Annotated in this window: 14 protein-coding genes and 1 tRNA gene; 4 read left to right on the forward strand and 11 right to left on the reverse strand. The window is 64.9% G+C overall.

Features of this window, described 5'->3' with window-relative positions; genetic code table 11:
• Positions 1-196: 196 nt before the first annotated feature.
• From SR870_RS08450 to SR870_RS08480, 7 genes are all read right to left on the reverse strand, one after another.
• Positions 197-910 carry an ABC transporter ATP-binding protein gene (locus SR870_RS08450; RefSeq protein WP_322517536.1) on the reverse strand — a complete coding sequence of 238 codons (714 nt, stop codon included), beginning with the start codon at positions 908-910 and terminating at the stop codon, positions 197-199.
• Positions 891-1,655, reverse strand: a complete 765-nt coding sequence (locus SR870_RS08455) for an ABC transporter ATP-binding protein (RefSeq protein WP_322517537.1) — start codon at positions 1,653-1,655, stop codon at positions 891-893. Before SR870_RS08455 ends, SR870_RS08450 begins: the two co-directional genes overlap by 20 nt.
• Entirely contained in the window at positions 1,652-2,650 is a 999-nt protein-coding gene (locus SR870_RS08460; RefSeq protein ID WP_322517538.1) for a branched-chain amino acid ABC transporter permease, read from the reverse strand. Before SR870_RS08460 ends, SR870_RS08455 begins: the two co-directional genes overlap by 4 nt.
• Positions 2,650-3,516, reverse strand: coding sequence for a branched-chain amino acid ABC transporter permease (locus SR870_RS08465; protein WP_322517539.1), 867 nt, complete (start codon positions 3,514-3,516; stop codon positions 2,650-2,652). The genes SR870_RS08460 and SR870_RS08465 overlap by 1 nt, the downstream gene beginning before the upstream one ends.
• A 184-nt stretch (positions 3,517-3,700) precedes the next feature.
• Positions 3,701-4,873 (reverse strand): ABC transporter substrate-binding protein, encoded by a 1,173-nt coding sequence (locus tag SR870_RS08470; RefSeq protein WP_322517540.1) that lies wholly within the window; start codon positions 4,871-4,873, stop codon positions 3,701-3,703.
• 44 nt (positions 4,874-4,917) lie between these two features.
• Entirely contained in the window at positions 4,918-6,288 is a 1,371-nt protein-coding gene (locus SR870_RS08475) for a glutamine synthetase family protein (RefSeq protein WP_416221158.1), read from the reverse strand.
• A 94-nt stretch (positions 6,289-6,382) separates the two neighbouring features.
• A complete protein-coding gene (locus SR870_RS08480) occupies positions 6,383-7,741 on the reverse strand; it encodes an aromatic ring-hydroxylating dioxygenase subunit alpha (protein ID WP_322517542.1) in 1,359 nt (452 codons plus the stop codon).
• A gap of 366 nt (positions 7,742-8,107) precedes the next feature.
• Here SR870_RS08480 and SR870_RS08485 point away from each other — a divergent pair, with 366 nt between their 5' ends.
• From SR870_RS08485 to SR870_RS08495, 3 genes are all read left to right on the forward strand, one after another.
• Positions 8,108-8,905: an IclR family transcriptional regulator domain-containing protein gene (locus SR870_RS08485; RefSeq protein ID WP_322517543.1), complete on the forward strand. Its 798-nt coding sequence runs from the start codon at positions 8,108-8,110 to the stop codon at positions 8,903-8,905.
• A 448-nt stretch (positions 8,906-9,353) separates the two neighbouring features.
• Complete coding sequence (locus SR870_RS08490) at positions 9,354-11,594, forward strand: TonB-dependent siderophore receptor (RefSeq protein ID WP_322517544.1); 2,241 nt, start codon at positions 9,354-9,356, stop codon at positions 11,592-11,594.
• A 91-nt stretch (positions 11,595-11,685) separates the two neighbouring features.
• The gene (locus tag SR870_RS08495; protein WP_322517545.1) at positions 11,686-12,897 is read left to right on the forward strand and encodes a PepSY-associated TM helix domain-containing protein; all 1,212 of its coding nucleotides are present in this window, start codon (positions 11,686-11,688) and stop codon (positions 12,895-12,897) included.
• 171 nt (positions 12,898-13,068) lie between these two features.
• On the opposite strand, the gene SR870_RS08500 is transcribed toward SR870_RS08495, so the two are convergent.
• Both SR870_RS08500 and tuf read right to left on the reverse strand, forming a co-directional pair.
• Positions 13,069-13,144 (reverse strand) — tRNA-Trp (locus SR870_RS08500).
• 414 nt (positions 13,145-13,558) lie between these two features.
• Positions 13,559-14,749: an elongation factor Tu gene (gene tuf, locus SR870_RS08505; protein ID WP_322517517.1), complete on the reverse strand. Its 1,191-nt coding sequence runs from the start codon at positions 14,747-14,749 to the stop codon at positions 13,559-13,561.
• A gap of 174 nt (positions 14,750-14,923) precedes the next feature.
• Here tuf and SR870_RS08510 point away from each other — a divergent pair, with 174 nt between their 5' ends.
• On the forward strand, positions 14,924-16,147 hold the full coding sequence (locus SR870_RS08510) for a serine hydrolase domain-containing protein (protein WP_322517546.1): 1,224 nt from the start codon (positions 14,924-14,926) through the stop codon (positions 16,145-16,147).
• Between the two features lie 299 nt (positions 16,148-16,446).
• Here SR870_RS08510 and SR870_RS08515 read toward each other — a convergent pair whose 3' ends face one another.
• Complete coding sequence (locus SR870_RS08515; RefSeq protein WP_322517547.1) at positions 16,447-17,214, reverse strand: SDR family oxidoreductase; 768 nt, start codon at positions 17,212-17,214, stop codon at positions 16,447-16,449.
• 129 nt (positions 17,215-17,343) lie between these two features.
• Positions 17,344-18,099 carry a histidine phosphatase family protein gene (locus SR870_RS08520; RefSeq protein WP_322517548.1) on the reverse strand — a complete coding sequence of 252 codons (756 nt, stop codon included), beginning with the start codon at positions 18,097-18,099 and terminating at the stop codon, positions 17,344-17,346.
• Between the last annotated feature and the right edge of the window lie 84 nt (positions 18,100-18,183).

The raw sequence follows: 18,183 nt of genomic DNA on the forward strand, positions 1-18,183 counted from the left end.
TCGAAGCGGGCCGGCAGCGAGTGACGCCTTTTATGGCGAGTTCGGCAAAACGTCAAGCCGGCGGCGTATCCGAGACGCTCCTGCGGCAGCTCCCAGGCCGTCCGCACCGCTCGAAAAATCGTCTTTCTGCCAGATACTTGGCTTCACGGGCGGTAATGGCGGATCTCGGCGCGCGACCGCGGGGCGATGCGACGTTTCACCCGATCCCGACGCCGAGCAGCGCATCGACCAGTTCCCGCTCGACGCGAAGCTGATCGGCCTGACCGCTCCAGGCGATCCGGCCGCGTTCGATGACGATGACGTCGTCGGCGAAATCCAGCGCCCGCGCGATCTGCTGCTCGACCAGAACCACGGTCATCTCGCCGGACTGCGCCAGCTTCACGATGGTTTCCATCAACCGGTCGCAGATCACCGGCGCCAGCCCTTCGAGCGGTTCGTCGAGCAGCAGCACCGACGGCTTGCCGAGCAGCGTGCGCGCCAGCGACAGCATCTGCTGTTCGCCGCCGGACAACTGAACGCCGTTGTGATGCCGCCGCTCGGCCAGCCGCGGAAACATCGCGTAGACCTCGTCGAGTTCGGAGCGCGGGCGGCCCTTGAGGCCGGTGAAGAGGTTCTCCTCCACCGACAGGGACCGGAACACGTCGCGGGTCTGCGGCACATAGCCGAGGCCCGACGCGGCGCGTGCGAACGTCTTCAGTCCGGTCACATCCCGCTCGTCAACGCGAATGGCGCCGCCCTGGTGCGACGTCAGGCCCATGATCGTGGCGAGCAGCGTGGTCTTGCCGACGCCGTTGCGGCCCAGCACCGTCAACCGGCCCCCGGCCCGAACGGCGAAGCTCATCTCGCTCAGGATGCCGACCGAGCCGTAGCCGGCGCTCAGACGCTCGACCTCAAGACGTGCTGCGGGCATCGGCATAGCTTCCCAGATAGGCCTGACGAACGGCGTCGTTCTGCTTCACGTCCGCGGGCGTTCCCTCGAAGATCAGCGCCCCATTCGCCAGCACGAGGACGCGCTTGGCGAATTTGAACACCAGATCCATGTCGTGCTCGATCATCAGGATCGCGATCTCCGGCGACATCTTGGCGATGGCTTCGAGAATCCGCGGCGACTCGTCGTGCGGCACGCCGGCGGCCGGTTCGTCGAGAACCAGGACCCGCGGCTTCATCGCGAGCCCGATCGCCAGATCGAGCAGCCGCTGCTGACCATAAGCGAGCTTCGTCACCGGCATCGCTGCGAGATGGGCGATGCCGAGCAGGCTCAGAACACCCTGCCATTCGTCGCGCACCTCGGCCGAATCCATCGCCGATGAAAACATCCGCTTGGTCAGCCCGCGACGCTGCATCACCGCCAACGCGACGTTCTCGGCCACCGTCAGAGTGGTGAAGAGCCGCGTGACCTGGAACGTCCGCACCAGCCCGCCCTGCACCCGCTCGGGGATCGAGGCGGCGGTGACGTCCTCGCCGGCGAGCAATATCCGCCCGCCGGACGGTGGCAGATCGCCGGAAATCAGATTGACCAGCGTCGTCTTGCCGGCGCCGTTGGGGCCGATCAGCGCGACCCGGTCGCCGCTTGACAGCGCGAACGACACATCGGCGGTGACCTGCAAGCCCCCGAACGACCGCGACAGATTCTGAACCTCGAGCAAGCGGGTCATCGCACCGCCCTCGCCTGCCGGAAGTCCTCGATCCGCCGGACGACCTCGTTGACCAGACCGCGCGGGAAGAACAGCACCACCACGATCAGCAACAGGCCGACCAGGATCATCCAGTGGAAGGGGCTGGCCGCGGAGACGTAGTGGTGGAACAGTTCGAACAGGATGGCGCCGATCAGGGCGCCCCACAGATTGCCGGCGCCGCCGAGGATCAGCATGATCAGCGCCTCTGCGGATCGCTCGAAGCCGACGCTGTCGAGCCCGACGACGCCGGTGTTGATCGCCGTCAGCGCGCCGCCGAGGCCGGCGACAGCGCCCGCGACGCAATACATGATCACCAGCCGCGGGTAGACCCGAACGCCGATCATGCGCGCGCGCAGGGTGTCGTCCTTGATCGCGCGGCACATCAGGCTGAACGGCGATCGCGCGAAACGCAGCAGCGCCACCATCGCGATCAGCAGCACCGCCACCGAAAACACGTAGCCGGTCCGGCCGAACATGTCGAAATTGAACACGCCGAACACCGGCCCCGGCGAAATGCCGGCCAGGCCGTCGCTGCCGCCGGTGATCGACGACAGCTTGTTGGCCAGCGCGGCGACGAGCTGGCCGAAGGCGATCGACAGCACCAATTGCGGAAGGCCGCGGAAGCGCGTGACCAAGAGGCCGGACACCAGGCCGGTGCAGGTGCCGGCGACGGCACCGACGAGAAGCATCGCGATCGGATCGGTGATGCCGGCCAGCGCGGCGTTGCCCGCGGCGTAAGCGGCGACGCCGAACAGCGCCGCGTGTCCGAGCGTCGCGACGCCACAATAGCCGGTGACGAGATCGAGCGAGATGACGAGGAACGCCAGACCGATCACGCGCGTCAGAAAGGCGAGATCATCAGGGAAGACGAAATAGCCGATCGCCCCGAGACCGGCGATGATCGCAGCGGCCATCAGGTCGTTGCGAAGGCCGGCGGTGGCGACCGGACCGGCGGTGTCGGAAGTGGTCGTCATCAATGGGCCCTTCCGAACAGGCCGTGGGGGAAGATGTACACGATCACGATCACCGCGACATAGAAGAAGAATTCGCCGAACTCCGGCGCCAGATACTTGCCGGTGGTGTCGGCGAGGCCGAGCAGCAGCGACGCGGCGAGCGCGCCCGTGACCGACCCCGCGCCGCCGACGGAGACGACGACGAGGAACGTCACCATGTAGCGCAGCGCATAGAACGGCTCGACCGGCAGCAGCTCGGCGCCGACGACGCCGCCGAACGCGGCGAGCCCGACCGCCAGCGCGAACGTCGCCGAATAGACGACCTGTGTCCGGATGCCCAACGCCTCCGCCATGTCGCCATTGTCGACCGCCGCACGCAGCCGCACGCCGAACTCGGTCTTCTCGATCAGAAGCCAGAGCGCGACCGCCGTCACCACGCCGCAGCCGATCACGAACAGCCGGTGCGCCGGGATCATGCGGAAGCCGAGATCGAACGGGCCTTTGAGCAGCTCCGGAAGCGGGATCGGCTTCGAGGTCGGACCGAAAATGTAATTGGCGATGCCGACGATGAAGAAGGTGATGCCGATCGTCAGCAGGATCTGGGTCAGTTCGTCGGAGCGGCGATAGATGCGGCGATACAGCAGGAACTCGAACGGCACCGACACGATCACCGTCCCGATCACCGCGATCAGGATCGCGACCGGATAGGAAACGCCGAGCGACACCAGCGCGAACGAGGCGAGATAACCGCCGATCATCGCGAACGCGCCGTGGGCGAGATTCACCACCCGCATCAGCCCCATCATGATCGACAGGCCGATCGAGATCGTGAACAGCACCATGCCGTAAGCGAGCGCGTCCGGCAGAATTCCGAGAACGGTCTGCATCACGACACCGTCGCCGTCGCCACCGCCGGCATCGGCCGGCGAGCCCGACAGGATCGCGATATCGACGTGTCCAACTCAGCCTTCACGACCCGGCCCTCGCGCTCGATTCCGAAGCGGCCCGCGGCCGCCCGCCCCTGTTACCGCGACCGCCCTCCGCATTCCAGCGCAGAGGGCGGCCAGTTTGCTACTTTGCGAGGCCCCAGTCGGGCTGCGCCTTGAAGGTCTCGAGCTCCTTGTTGATCAGCTTGCCGTCGACCTTCTCGACTTCGCGCAGATAGACGTTCTGCGTGATGTGCCGGGTGTCCGGATCGATCGAGACCGGGCCGCGCGGGCTCACCCACTCCATGCCCTTCACCGCCGCGATCGCCTTGTCGGGATCGCTCTTGCCGGAGGTCGCCTCGATCATCTTGTAGATCAGGCGCGCGCCGTCATAGGCCGCGACCGACGTCATGGTGACTTCGTCGAGCTTGGCGCCGCCCTTCTGGAGCTGGGCCAGGAACGCCTTGTTTTCGGGCGAGTCGTGCGAGACGGCATAGTGATAGGTCGACAGAATGCCGAGCCCGGCCTCGCCGATGTTCGGCAAATCCGGCTCGGTGACGACGTCGCCGGTCGACATCAGCTTGACGCCGCCCGCCTTCAGGCCGTTGTCGATGTAGGCCTTGACGAAGCCGAGAGTCGGCGGGCCCGCGGGCAGGAACGTGAAGATCATGTCGGCGCCGGAATTCTTGATCCGCTGCATGATCGGACCGAAATCCGTGGTGCTGAGCGGCATCCGGACCGCCTCGACGACCTTGCCGCCCTCGGCTTCGAACGTCTTCTTGAACGCGGTTTCGGCGTCGATGCCCGGACCGTAGTCGCTGACGGCGATCGCGACCTTGGTCGCGCCCTTGGCCTTTGCGACCTTCGCCGCCGGCACGGTGTTCTGGAACATCGTGAACGAGGTGCGGACGATGTAAGGGCTCTTCTCGGTGATCGACGACGTCGCCGCGTTCATCACCACCATCGGCACCTTGGCTTCCTGCAGCAGCGGCGCCACCGCCATCGCATTCGGCGTGAAGTACAGGCCAGCGAGATACTGCACCTTCTCCTTGACGATCAGCTCCTGCGCCAGCGCCTTCGACTGCGCCGGGTTGGGCGACACCTCGTCGCGATAGACGAACTCCACGGTGTGCCCGGCGACCTTGTTGCCGTGCTCGGCGACCCAGGCGTCGATGCCCATCTTGTAGTTCTTGCCGAACAGCGCGTAGGGCCCGGACATCGTGCCGATGACGCCGACCTTGATGGTGTCGGCGCGCGCGCCGGTGGCGATCAACGAGACCGCCGCGAGTGCATACACAGATCGCAATCCCCAACCCATACGTCTCTCCTCACTGTTGATTGACAATTTCGTGGACTTTCGGCTCAGAACATCTCGAAATATTCGCGCTGCTCCCACTCCGTCACTTCGGCCTGAAAGCGCTCGATTTCCGCATTCTTGATGAACGTGTAGTAATCGACGAACTCGTCGCCCAGCGCGGTCCGGAAGAACGGATCGTCGCGCAGCGCGAAGATCGCCTCGCGCAGCGACTTCGGCAGAAGGTCCGCCTTGGTCTCGTAAGGCGTGTCGGCCGACGGCCCGGGATCGAGCGCGCGGTCGACGCCGTCGAGACCCGACAGGATCTGTGAGGCCATGTAAAGATACGGGTTTGCCGCAGGCTCACCGACCCGGTTCTCGATTCGCGTGCCGCGATCACCCGGCCCGCCCAGCACGCGCAGCATCACGCCGCGATTGTCGCGTCCCCAGATCGCGCGATCGGGCGCGAGCGAATAGGAGCGGTAGCGTTTGTAGCCGTTGATGGTCGGCGTGGTGAACACCGTCGCGGCGCGGGCGTGCTGCAGCAGCCCCGCGAGGTAGTGCCTTCCGAGGTCGGACAGAACGTCCGTCTCCGACACGAACGCATTGTGGCCGCCGTCCCGCGCGATCAGACACTGGTGAAGATGCCAGCCGGACGACACCACGTTCGGGATCCGCGGGCGGCACATGAAGGTGGCGTGATAGCCGTGACGTCGGCAGATCTGCTTCACCGCGCTGCGGAACAGCACCATCAGGTCCGCCGGCATCAGGCCGACGGTGGGCTGGAAGGTGAACTCGCACTGGCTGGGGCCGAACTCGACCTCGATCGAGCGCAGCGGCAGACCGAGCGCGACGATGTCGCGGCGGATCAGTTCGAGCACCGGCTCCATCTGATCGTAGCGCTGCTCGGTGAGATATTGATAGCCGTGCGACAACAGGCTGACTTCGGGCGGCTCGCCGGGCTGGCCGGCGTGCTCCGGCCGCATCTTCGGGTCTTCGACCTTGAAGACGTGGAATTCGACCTCGAGTCCCGCCATGTAGTCGTAGCCGCGATCGGCCAGTTTCTGCAGCACCGAACGATACAGCCCGCGCGTCGCGAACGGCACCGCTCGGCCGTTGGCGAAGTACAGGTCGCACAACACCCAGCCGGTGTTCGGCGCCCAGGGCAGCATCCGGAAGGTGGTCGGGTCCGGCAGCATGACGACGTCGGCGCCGCCCTGCATCTCCGCCATGCCGAAGCCTCCGCCGGCCTGAAACACCGGAAACACCGTCTTGTGCGAGGTGTCCTTGGCCAGCATCGTGGTGGTGATGGAGGCGCCGGACTCGAGGCAGTTCAACGCCTCCGACGCCACCAGGGTCTTGCCGCGGAGAATGCCGTGCTGATCGGGAAACGAGAACCGGATGGTCTCGAGACCGTGCTCCTCGGCGATCCGCCGCATCCGCGCGGCGGCTTCGATCTGTTCGTCGGACCAGAGGCCGTACTTCTCAACCAGACTCAACGCTCGATCCTCGATCCGTTCCGCTCGCCCATGTTCATTCCGCCGCCGTCAGATGCGGCACCTTGGCGGCGATCTCCGCCGGCACCGGCGCGGCCCAGGGCGCGCCGCGACGACGCTTGACGTCGACCTCCATCCAATAGGTTTCCCAGCCGCGGCTCGGGCCGATGCCGTCCATCGTCGCGGGCCCCTGGATGCCGCGCGCACTGGCCTCGTCGAGCGCCAGCAGCGGCTTGCCGCCGGCCTCGGCCTTGGCGATCTCCTGACGCAGCAGCCGGCGATACTGGATGATCGCCTTGTCGCTTTGTCCGAGATGCTCGCGGGTGCGGTCCTGGATCGGGCCCATCGACTCCACCGCCCACTGGTCGTGGACGTTGATGTCGGCGCCCATGCCGGTATAGGTCGCGGTCGCCTGCTCGTGCGGATCGAAGCCGTAGTCGTTGGTCTTGTTGCGGCGGGACTTGTAGTCCGGCAGTTCGTAGAGTTCGAGCCGCTGGTCGCGCATCTTCACCTTGTCGACCGGCTTGGTGTAGCTGGTGAAGATCGCGTACCAGTAACAATTGTTGTCGTCGACCGGCACGTGCCACTGCGTGATCGTCATCTCGGTGCTCATCGGGATGACGAAGCCGTGCGGGAACAGCTGGTTGGTGACGCGCACATGGGTGCGCTCGTCGTCGATCTCGCGCAGCGCGATCAGCCGCAAGCCGTATTCGGTATGCTCGACATTGATGATAGGGCGATCGTACTCGCGCAGCACCTTGGTCATCGGCAACTCGCTCCCGGCGGAAGCGCCGCGGAACTGCTTGCCGTAGGATTGCGAGGTGTCCTCGTCCTCGAAGAAGCGATGCAGGAACGACGCGTGCGCCGGATCGATGCCGACCTCCAGCGCCTGCAGCCAGTTGCACTCGAACAGCCCCTTGAACGCGAACACATGCGTGTCGGGCGCGACGAAGCAATCGATCTCGGGGAATGCGGGCGGCTCGCCGGCGCCGAGATAGGCCCACAGCATGCCGCCCTTGGCGACGACCGGAAATGCGCGCTGCTTGATGTTCTGGCACAGCACCGAATTGGCGGGCTCAGCCGGCGTCTCGAGGCACTTGCCATCGACGTCGAACAGCCAGCCGTGGAAGGCGCAGCGCAGCCCGCCGCCTTCGAGCCGGCCGAACGCGAGGTCGGCGCCGCGGTGCGGACAATCGCGATCGATCAGGCCGTAGCGTCCGGATTCGTCCTTGAACAGAACGAAGTCCTCGCCCAGCAGCCGCACCGGCTTGATCGGCCGCTCGCCTTCGAGTTCGTCGACCAGCGCCGCCGGCTGCCAATAGGCGCGCATCAGTTTGCCACAAGGCGTGGCCGGTCCGATCCGGCTGATCAGATCGTTTTGTTCCTGACTCATCATGGCGTTGGCCTCCTCCGGGCAGCTTGCGACGCGCTGCCTTGTGTTTGAAGGCGACAGAGCGTGTGGGGTGCCGCAACAGCCTCGCAAAAGCCAGGGCACCCTTGTCGCATGATTAAAATCGCGCTCCGCCGCAAAAGTTCGCTAGACGAACATTCGTTCGATTAGAATAAGATTGCCTCTGATGTGCAAAAGAGCAAGCGCAAATTCCATGCTGCACGTGCACAAGCTGTTTGCAGAGCCGCGCCGACCAACCGCCAAGGCGTATTTCGCGCGGAGGCCGAACTTGTGTTCGGCACACGAACACCGGTAAATTGTCACTGTCGCGACTGCGAAGCGGCGCTCTCCCCGGACGGACCCACGCACCGCATGCCCAAACTGAAACGTCCCGCCGACCCGGCCGATGCCAGCGACGACGGCGCCGAATTCATCGAAAGCCTGGCGCGTGGGCTGCGGGTGATCGAAGCCTTCGGCGTCGAGCGCCGGCCGATGACGCTCAGCGACATCGCCAAAGCCTGCGATCTGCCGCGCGCGACCGCACGACGTGTGCTGCTGACGCTGCGCAAGGCCGGCTATGTGGCGAGCGACGACCGGCTGTTCGCCCTCACCCCGCGCGTGCTCGCGCTCGCCTCGGCCTATCTCTCGTCGAACCAGATCAGCGCCGTGCTGCAGCCGCTGATGGATGAGGTGTCGGCGACCGCCAAGGAGGTCTGCTCGCTGGCGATCCTCGATGGCGACGATGCGGTGTTCGTCGCGCGCGCCAGCCCGGCGCGGGTGTTCTCCGCGGGGATCGATCTCGGCTATCGGCTGCCGCTGTTCTGCACCTCGGTGGGCCGGGTGCTGCTCGGCCGGCTCGACAATGACGCACTCGCCGCGACGGTCGAGGCCATGAATCTGGTGGTACAGACGCCCGAAACGATCGTCGACAAGCCGACCGTGGTCGCCACTATCATCGCCGACCGCAATCGCGGCTATTCGCTGGTCGATCGCGAGGCCGAGCCGGGCTTCCGCTCGATCGCGGTCCCAATTCGCCGCTACGACGGCAGCATCGTCGCCGCCGCCAATATCGGCGCGCATGTCGACCGCATCACCACCGGCGAAATGATCGATCGCTTCCTGCCGCCGCTGCAGCGGATGGCCGAAGAGGCCCGGCCGCTGATCATGTGATTACGGGTGTATTCGTCGCGAACCGCCGTGCGCTGGCGCTGGTGACGATTGTGGCCCGTTCCGCCGCCTCCGCCGGGCGCGTCGCGGAGCTCACCGTGCCGGTTGGATTCGCTTCGAAGGATCGAGGCGTTGCGTGCCATCGCCGGCGTAGTCCACGGCCGGCAGCGATCGACGCATTTCCTCGCCGGCGGACCGCACCATGTCGGAATGATTCCAGCAACACCATCGTCTTCGCGAAGGTGGCGTCGTGTTCGCGGCCCAATTTGTTTCATCAAAGCCACATCGCCGGAAGCAATCGCGAATTTGAGCCGTTCTAATTGCGGCCATCTTGCGATCGCGATCGTTTTCGTAGACCGCATCTCATCGGACACATGCTCGTTGATGTCTTCTGGGAGGGGCGAAGGAAGTGATACTCGACAATTTGGCTCGCGTGGCGTGCCTAGGTGCTGTGAGCCATCTTACTCTGTCATTGGCGATCGATTTCGTTACACCGGCGCATGCGCAGTCGATGCTGCCCGCGATCAGCGTCGAAGCTCCGACACGGCAAAGCAAGCCCAGCGTTACACCGTCCCGCCGAGCATCGGCCGCCCGCGCCGCGCCCCGCCGTGCGGCGGCGCCGCTGCAGCCGGTCGCTCCTGTCCCCTATGTCGTGCCCAGCCGCGGCACCGTCGGTGCGTTGACGCCGTCTTATGCCGGCGGCCAGGTCGCGAACGGCGGTCAAGTCGGTCTGCTCGGCAATCGCGGCGTGCTCGATACGCCGTTCAACCAGACCACCTACACGCGCGAGCTCGTCGAGAACACGCAGGCGCGTACGCTGGCGGACGTTCTCGTCAACGATCCCGCCGTCGCCTCGGCGCTGCCGCGCAATATCGGCCGCGAACAGCCGGTGATCCGCGGCTTCCTGCTCGGCAACACCGCCGTCGGCATCAACGGCTATTTCGGCCTGATCGGCAACAACAACTTCAACGTTCTCGACGCGGTCGAGCGCGTCGAGGTCATCAAGGGCCTCAGCGGCCTGCTCAACGGCCAGTCGCCCGACGATTCGATCGGCGGAGCCATCAATCTCGTATTGAAGCGAGCGCGCAACGAGCCCATCGCCGAACTGACCACGTCGTTCGCCTCGCGCGGACAAGGCGGCGTCCATCTCGACGTCGGCCAGCGCTACGGCGAGCACAAGAAATTCGGCATCCGCTACAACGGCAGCTATCGCGACGGCAATACCGAGGTCGACAATCAGAGCCTGCGGGATCAGAGCCACGCGCTGGCGCTGGATTATCGCGGCGAGCGCGTGCGGGTTTCCGCCGATATTCTCCACAACGAATTCAGCGGCAACGGCCTCAGCGGTCGCAGCACGTTGAGCACGAGCCTGACCGCCGTGCCGGCGCCGCCCTCCCCGACCAATTTCTGGATTCCGGCCTGGACCGGCATCAAGGGATCGAACACAGCAGCGCTTTTCCAGGCGGAAGTGGACGTCACCGACTGGCTGACCATTTATGGCGGCGGCGGATTCTTCGACAATGCCATCACTCCGACGATCGCCAATCCAACCATCGTCAACGCCCTCGGCGACACCACATCCACGCCCTTCATCAACCGGCAAAACCGACACAACCATACCGAACAGGCAGGTTTTCGGGCCACGGTGGAAACCGGTCCGGTGCTGCACGAGATCAATTTCAACACCACGCTGTGGAGCGGCCAGATCGACGGCTCGCGCAGCACTGGCACGCCGGTCAGGTCCAATATCTACAACCCGATCCCCGCGCCCTTCCAGTCGATCCCGGAGCTGGATGTCGTCAAGGCCAATGTCAGTTCGCTGAACAGCTACGGCATCGCCGACACGATGTCGGTGCTGAACAAGCGCATCCAGTTCACGATGGGTATCCGCCGGCAGGAAGCTGCGTCGGACGCGTTCAATGCGATTACAGGCGCCACGACCTCGAGCTACAATGCGGGCGCATGGTCCCCGGCCTACATGCTCGTCATCAAGCCGCTGGAGAACGTCTCGGTCTACGCGAACTACATCGAAGGCCTGATGATGGGCACGATCGTGGACGCCGGTTTCCAGAATCAGGGACAGGTGTTCCCGCCCTACAAGTCTGTACAGCACGAAATGGGCGTGAAGGTCGATTGGGGTCGCTTCACCACCACGGTCGCCGCCTATGACATCTCGCAGCCGGCACAGATCGCGGTTCCGAACTCGCCGCTGCCGATCTACTCGATCGACGGCGAGAACCGCAACCGCGGCGTCGAGATCAACACCTTCGGCGAACTCACGCCTGGCTGGCGCTTGCTCGGCGGCGCCTCTTTCATGGATGCCCGTCAGGCCAAAACGCAGAACGGCATCAACGACGGCAAGCGCGCGATCGGCATTCCCGAGGTGCAGGTCAGCCTCGGCACCGAATGGGACACGCCATTCGCCAACGGTCTGACGCTGACCGGCCGCGCGATCCATTTCGGCGAGGCCTATGCCGACGCGGCCAACCGTTTCCTGGTGCCGTCCTGGACGCGGTTCGATCTCGGTGCGCGCTACACGTTCGCCTCGCCCTGGAACGGCAAGCCGATCACGTTGCGGTTCGCGGTGGAGAACGTCGGCAACAGCAGCTACTGGATGACCAGCGCAGCGGACCGACAGATCTATCTCAGCGCACCGCGCACCTATCTTGTGTCGACCACGTTCCGGTTCTGATCCGGAAGAAGCCTACGACGATGACGAATGATGCGCGCAGAGCCGGACGGAGCCGACGCCCGGCCTGCGCGCGGGCCACGACGTGGTCCGCATGATTTCGTTCTCGGTCTTCATCCACAAATGGACCGGCCTGTTTGCGGCGGCGTTTCTGATCGTCGCCGGCGTGACCGGGAGCCTGTTGGCGTTCGAGAAGGAGCTCGAGACTCTCGTCAATCCCGGGCAATATGTGGTGCAGCCGCGCCTGGACGCGCAGGGGCAGCCCGCCGCGATGCTCGATCCGTTCGAGCTGCATGCACGGGCGGTTGCGGCGCTGCCGGGCTATCAGATCAACGGATTTCCTTTTCTGCGCGAGCCGGACCGTTCGGTCCGGTTCAATATCACGCGCCGCGATGCAACAGCGCCTGACGCGGACGACGCGTTCCTCGACCCTTACGACGGACGCCTGCTCGGCGTGCGTAAATACGGCGCGACGCCATTCGATCGCACCACGCTGGTCGGCTTCATTTACAAGCTGCACTATGCGCTGGCGCTGCCGGCTCCTTACGGCCAATGGCTCTTCGGCATCGTCGCGCTGGTGTGGACGGTGAATTGCCTGGTCGGCATCGTCTCCACCTTCCCGCGGATCTCGCCGTTCTGGAAGCGCTGGCTGCCGGCCTGGCTGATCAAGCACAGGTCCAGCACCTATCGGCTGCATTACGACATCCACCGCGCCTCCGGCCTTTGGCTGTGGGCGGTGCTGTTCCTGTTCGCGTGGTCGAGCGTGATGCTCAACCTGCGGCAGGAGGTCTATACGCCGGTGATGTCCACCTTCCTGGAGTTCAGCAAGACGCCGCCGCCGCGCAAGGCGGACACGAGCAAGCCGCTGCTCGGCTGGCAGCAGGCTTACGACATCGCCTCCCGCGCGATGGACGAACTGGCGGCGCAGCAGGGCTTCACCGTCAATTTCCGCAGCCATCTGTTCTACAATCGCCGCTTCGACGCTTTCATCTACTATGCCAATACGTCGCGGGACGTGCAGAGCGACCGGGGCCAGACCGGCGTGTTCATCGACGCCCGCACCGGCGCCTTGCTCGGCTCCCGGATGCCGACCGGGGCATATTCAGGCGACACCGTCAGCCGCTGGCTGCAATCGCTGCATATGGCCAAGGTGTTCGGCCTGCCCTATCGCGTCTTCGTCGCGTTCGTCGGACTTGCGCTGGCGATCAGCGCCTATACGGGGCTCTATGTCTGGTGGAAGAAGCGCAAGGCGCGGCTGGCCCGCGAGCGGAACGCTCGCCCGAAAGCGGCGTCGCAGAAGGCATAGGCGGCGAACATGCAACGATCCGGGCGGTCGCGACCAATCGGAAGCGACCGTGCAGCGAAGGACACGTCAGGGGATAGAGTCGACGATTCGGAAACGGGGCTGCACCGGCGCCATTGAGACCGCCGTCATAGCAGAACTAAATTGTGATAAATCAAGTGGATAGCGGCGACCTGGCAGGAGTGGCAGGGCTCGAACCTGCGACCCCCGGTTTTGGAGACCGGTGCTCTACCAATTGAGCTACACTCCTAGATCAGCGTCACCGCCGATTGGGCCCGTTGAAGCATAGGCGATGCCCCGCTGGCAAGTGGGTTACGCGCTAAGGCTTTGGTCTATTCGGCTGGTTCCACAGGCGCGGCAGGCGGAGCGCCTGTGGACTTCCGGTTCGACCGGGGCGCCAGCGCACACGCCCGGTTGGCGCCCGTCCCCGGCGCGTTCTCGAACACACAGCGGCTCGGCGGCGTGCCGCAAACCCTGTCGAGCTCGCGAAAGCCGACGCAGTGTCCGTCCGGCGCCCGATAGCCGGTGCCGCCCTTGCAACCGCAACCTTTGCAAGGCGGGCGGTCCGGGCATGCCGCTTGGGCCGCAAACAGCGGCAGTCCGAATAGAAAGGCCGCGAGCACGACCCGGCGCACTCGCGGCCCTGATGATTGCTTACGCAACGTTACTCGATGATCGAGGCCACCACGCCGGCGCCGACGGTGCGGCCGCCTTCGCGGATGGCGAAGCGCAGCTTCTCTTCCATCGCGATCGGCACGATCAGGTGCACTTCCATCGCGATGTTGTCGCCCGGCATCACCATCTCGGTGCCTTCCGGCAGATGCACGACGCCGGTGACGTCGGTGGTGCGGAAGTAGAACTGCGGACGATAGTTGGTGAAGAACGGGGTGTGACGTCCGCCCTCTTCCTTCGTCAGAATGTAGGCCTCGGCCTTGAACTTGGTGTGCGGCTTCACCGAACCCGGCTTGCACAGCACCTGGCCGCGCTCGACGTCCTCGCGCTTGGTGCCGCGCAGCAGGCAGCCGATGTTGTCGCCGGCCTGGCCCTGATCGAGCAGCTTGCGGAACATTTCGACGCCGGTGCAGGTCGTCTTCTGGGTGTCGCGGATGCCGACGATCTCGATTTCCTCGCCGACCTTGACGATGCCGCGCTCGACGCGACCGGTCACCACCGTGCCGCGGCCCGAGATCGAGAACACGTCTTCGACCGGCATCAGGAACGGCTGGTCGATCGGGCGCTCCGGCTGCGGAATGTAGGCGTCGACCGCCTTCATCAGCTCCAGGATCGCGTCGTGGCCGAGCTTCTGATCCGAGTTCTCCAGAGCGGCCAGCGCCGAGCCCTTGATGATCGGAATGTCGTCGCCCGGGAAGTCGTACTTCGACAGCAGCTCGCGCACTTCCATCTCGACCAGTTCGAGCAGTTCCGGATCGTCGACCATGTCGCACTTGTTCAGGAACACGACCAGCGCCGGAACGCCGACCTGACGCGCCAGCAGGATGTGCTCGCGGGTCTGCGGCATCGGGCCGTCGGCCGCCGACACCACCAGGATGCCGCCGTCCATCTGCGCCGCACCGGTGATCATGTTCTTGACGTAGTCGGCGTGGCCCGGGCAGTCGACATGCGCGTAGTGGCGGTTCTGCGTCTCGTATTCGACGTGAGCCGTCGAGATCGTGATGCCGCGCGCCTTCTCTTCCGGCGCCTTGTCGATCTGGTCGTAGGCCGTGAACGTCGCGCCGCCCGTCTCCGCCAGAACCTTGGTGATCGCCGCCGTCAGCGACGTCTTGCCATGGTCGACGTGACCGATCGTCCCAATGTTGCAGTGCGGCTTGTTTCGTTCAAACTTTGCTTTAGCCATCGATATCCATCCTTGTCGGCGCAGCAGACATGCGGCGAAACCCGCGGCTGGTTACTGCGGAAAAGCACACTGTTCAAGCCGGAAGTTCTGGGCCAATCTCGCTGCGCCGTACCGAGAAAGGCCGCATGGTTGCTCATGTAAGGCCGCGAAACAAAAGATCAATCGGGAGACGCCATGACCGCTCACTCAGCCGCCAAATCCGCCGCGGCCCCACTCACCCCGCCGCTCGACCAAGCAAAACCTGAGGCAATCGGCCTGTCCCCCGCCCGGCTGCAGACGATGTCCGACGCTTTCAAGCGCGAGATCGACAAGGGCAGCATCCCCGGCGTGACCGTGCTGGTGTCACGCCGTGGTCATATTGGCTGGTTCGAGGCGCTCGGCCGGCAGGCGCCGGGCTCGGACGCGCCGATGCGTCCCGACAGCCTGTTTCGGATTTTCTCGATGACCAAGCCGATCGTCTCGGTCGGCATCATGCAACTCGTCGAAGACGGTCATCTGCAACTCGACGACCCTTTGCAGAAGTTCATTCCCGAATTCGAGAACACCAGCGTCGGCGTGGTGCGCGACGGCAAGCTCGATCTGGTGCCGCTGGTGCGGCCGATCACGATTCAGGACCTTCTCCGCCATACCTCCGGTATCACTTACGATCACGTCAGCGACGGCCCGATTCAGAAGATGTATCGCGAGTCACGCATCCGCAGCCGCAAGATTACCAACGAGGAGCACGCCGGCCTGATCGCCGGCATGCCGCTGGTGTGCCAGCCGGGCGCGGCGTGGAACTACAGCCGCTCGACGGATATTCTCGGCCGCGTCATCGAAGTGATTTCCGGCAAGACGCTCGGCGCGTTCCTGACCGAGCGCGTCCTGGCGCCGCTGCAGATGGCCGAGACCGCATTCCACACCGGCGCCGAGAACAAGGGCCGGCTCGCCGAGCCGTTCCCGACCGATCCCTGGACCGACGATCCGGTGGCGCTGTTCAACATGCTGGAGAAGCCGGCGATGGAATCCGGCGGCGGCGGGCTGGTGTCGACGACGATGGACTACGCGCGGTTCTGCCAGATGCTGCTGAGTGGCGGCACGCTCGACGGCACCCGCATCATCGGCCGCAAGACGCTGCAACTGATGGCGAGCAATCATCTCGAGGCGCACATCCCGCCGGACAACTACATCCTGCCGCCCGGGCACGGCTTCGGCCTCGGCTTCGCGGTGCGCACCGAACCCGGCATCGCCCCCTTCCCCGGCTCGGTCGGGCAATTCTACTGGAGCGGCATCGCCGGCACGTTCTTCTGGATCGATCCGGCGGAGGAGCTGTTCGCGGTGTTCATGTCGCAGGGCCCGGGACAGCGCGAGTACTTCCGAACGCTGGTACGGAATCTGGTGTACGCGGCGGTGGAGTAGCGCTGCTCAGCTGTTTGCTCTGACCTCATCCTGAGGAGGCCGCGAAGCGGCCGTCTCGAAGGATTGCCGCACGCGCCTTCTCCCGCCACCATCCTTCGAGACGCGCGCCCAAAAGGGCGCGCTCCTCAGGATGAGGTCGGTGCATGTAGCGGCATCCTTTCGTTCGTCATTCCGGGGCGCTCGCGAAGCGAGCGAACCCGGAATCCGGAGATGTTCTGCGACTGCCGACCTGAACCTCGGGATTCCGGGTTCGCGAGCTACGCTCACGCCCCGGAATGACGTGCAAGTCAGAGAGCGCCTCAACTGATCGTCGCGCCGCCGTCGATCACGATGGTCTGGCCGGTGGTGAAGGTGCCGGCCTTGGAGGCGAGGAAGATCGCGGCGCCGGCGATTTCGTCGGGTTCGCCGATGCGCTGCAGCGGCGAGCGCGCGGTCGAGGCTTTCAGCGTCTCGGGGTTTTCCCACAGCGCGCGGGCGAAATCGGTCTTGATCAAGCCCGGCGCGATGCAGTTCACGCGAATATTGTGCTCGCCATATTCGCAGGCGAGGTTGCGCGCGAGCTGCATGTCGGCGGCCTTGGAGATGCAATAGGCGCCGATCACGGTCGAGCCTTTGAGGCCGCCGATCGACGAGACGATGGTGATCGAGCCGTCCTTGCGTTCGATCATCTGCGGCACGACTTCGCTAATCAGCCAGTGATTGGCGACGATGTTGTTGTCGAGAATCTTGCGGAACTGATCGTCGTTGATGCCGGCCTGCGGGCCGTAATACGGATTCGACGCGGCGTTGCACACCAGCGCGTCGATCTTGCCGAACGCCGCAGTCGCCTCCTGCGCCAGGCGCTTGAGATCGTCCTTGCTGGAAATATTGGCGGCGATCGCCAGCGCCGTCCCCGCCCCGCGCGCATCATTGATCGACTTGGCAACGGCGTCGCAGGCGTCCTGCTTGCGCGACGAAATCACCACCTTGGCGCCGTGCTCGGCCATCCGCTCGGCGATCGCCTTGCCGATGCCGCGCGACGATCCGGTGATCACCGCGACTTTTCCAGTCAGATCGAACAACGTCATGTTTCTCTCCCTTTGTTGGTTATTGGTCTGAATGAATTGCTCGTCATTGCGAGCGAAGCGAAGCAATCCAGAAGCGCTGTGCGCGGAGTTACTGGATTGCTTCGTCGCTTCGCTCCTCGCAATGACGGACTAGGCGAGCTTCGTCGGCGTCGCCACTTCCGGCCCTGCCGGCTGATGCATTGCGGCGTGCGATGGATCGGCGATCCAGGGCTGCTGATTGATCATCGGAATCCGCCAGCCCTCCTGGCCGTCCGAGATCATGTGGTCGAGCCGGGTGACCGAGCAATTGTCGATGGTGAAGGCGAGCCCGCGCTCGGGCTGGTCGCGCAACGCCACGCCGATTGCGGCCTTGATGGTGCCGCCATGCGCCACCGCGACGATGTCCTCGCCCGGATGCGCGGCGGTGATCCGCGCGATCGCGCGTTTGGTCCGCTCGTACAGGTCCATGAAGCTCTCGCCGTTCGGCGCACGCTCGTCGATCGGTGCGAACCAGAAGGTATCGAGATTGATCGGCAGATTGGCGAAGAACGCGGCGCGGTTGGTGCCCTGCCAGTCGCCGAGATGCTGCTCGTTGAGGTCGGAGTCATGCGTGATCAGCGGCGGCCGCGGGAAGCCGGCGGCGAAGATCGCATCCGCGGTCATATGCGTCCGCTTCAGCCTGCTCGCGTACCATACCGCGCTGCGCGGCAGCACCCGGCCGACCGCGTCGAACACCACCCTGTCGCTGCAGTCGCAGTCGATATCGATCTGGCCGTAGATGTTGCCGCCGTCGCTGCGCACCGGCGCGTGGCGCACCCACCACCACCGCGTCGCGGTGACGCCCGTCGGAACGGAGTGCTGGGCGACGAAGGGTTTGTCGTCCTTGGAAGGCGGCGCATTCGACATGCAAAAAATCCTTCATTCCCGTTTCAAGTCGCTGTACGTCAGACCTTGCATCGCCTCAAGTCACTTGTGTGTCCGTGCGCGGTG

This window comes from Rhodopseudomonas palustris (genome assembly GCF_034479375.1).
GTDB classification, from domain to species: domain Bacteria; phylum Pseudomonadota; class Alphaproteobacteria; order Rhizobiales; family Xanthobacteraceae; genus Rhodopseudomonas; species Rhodopseudomonas palustris_M.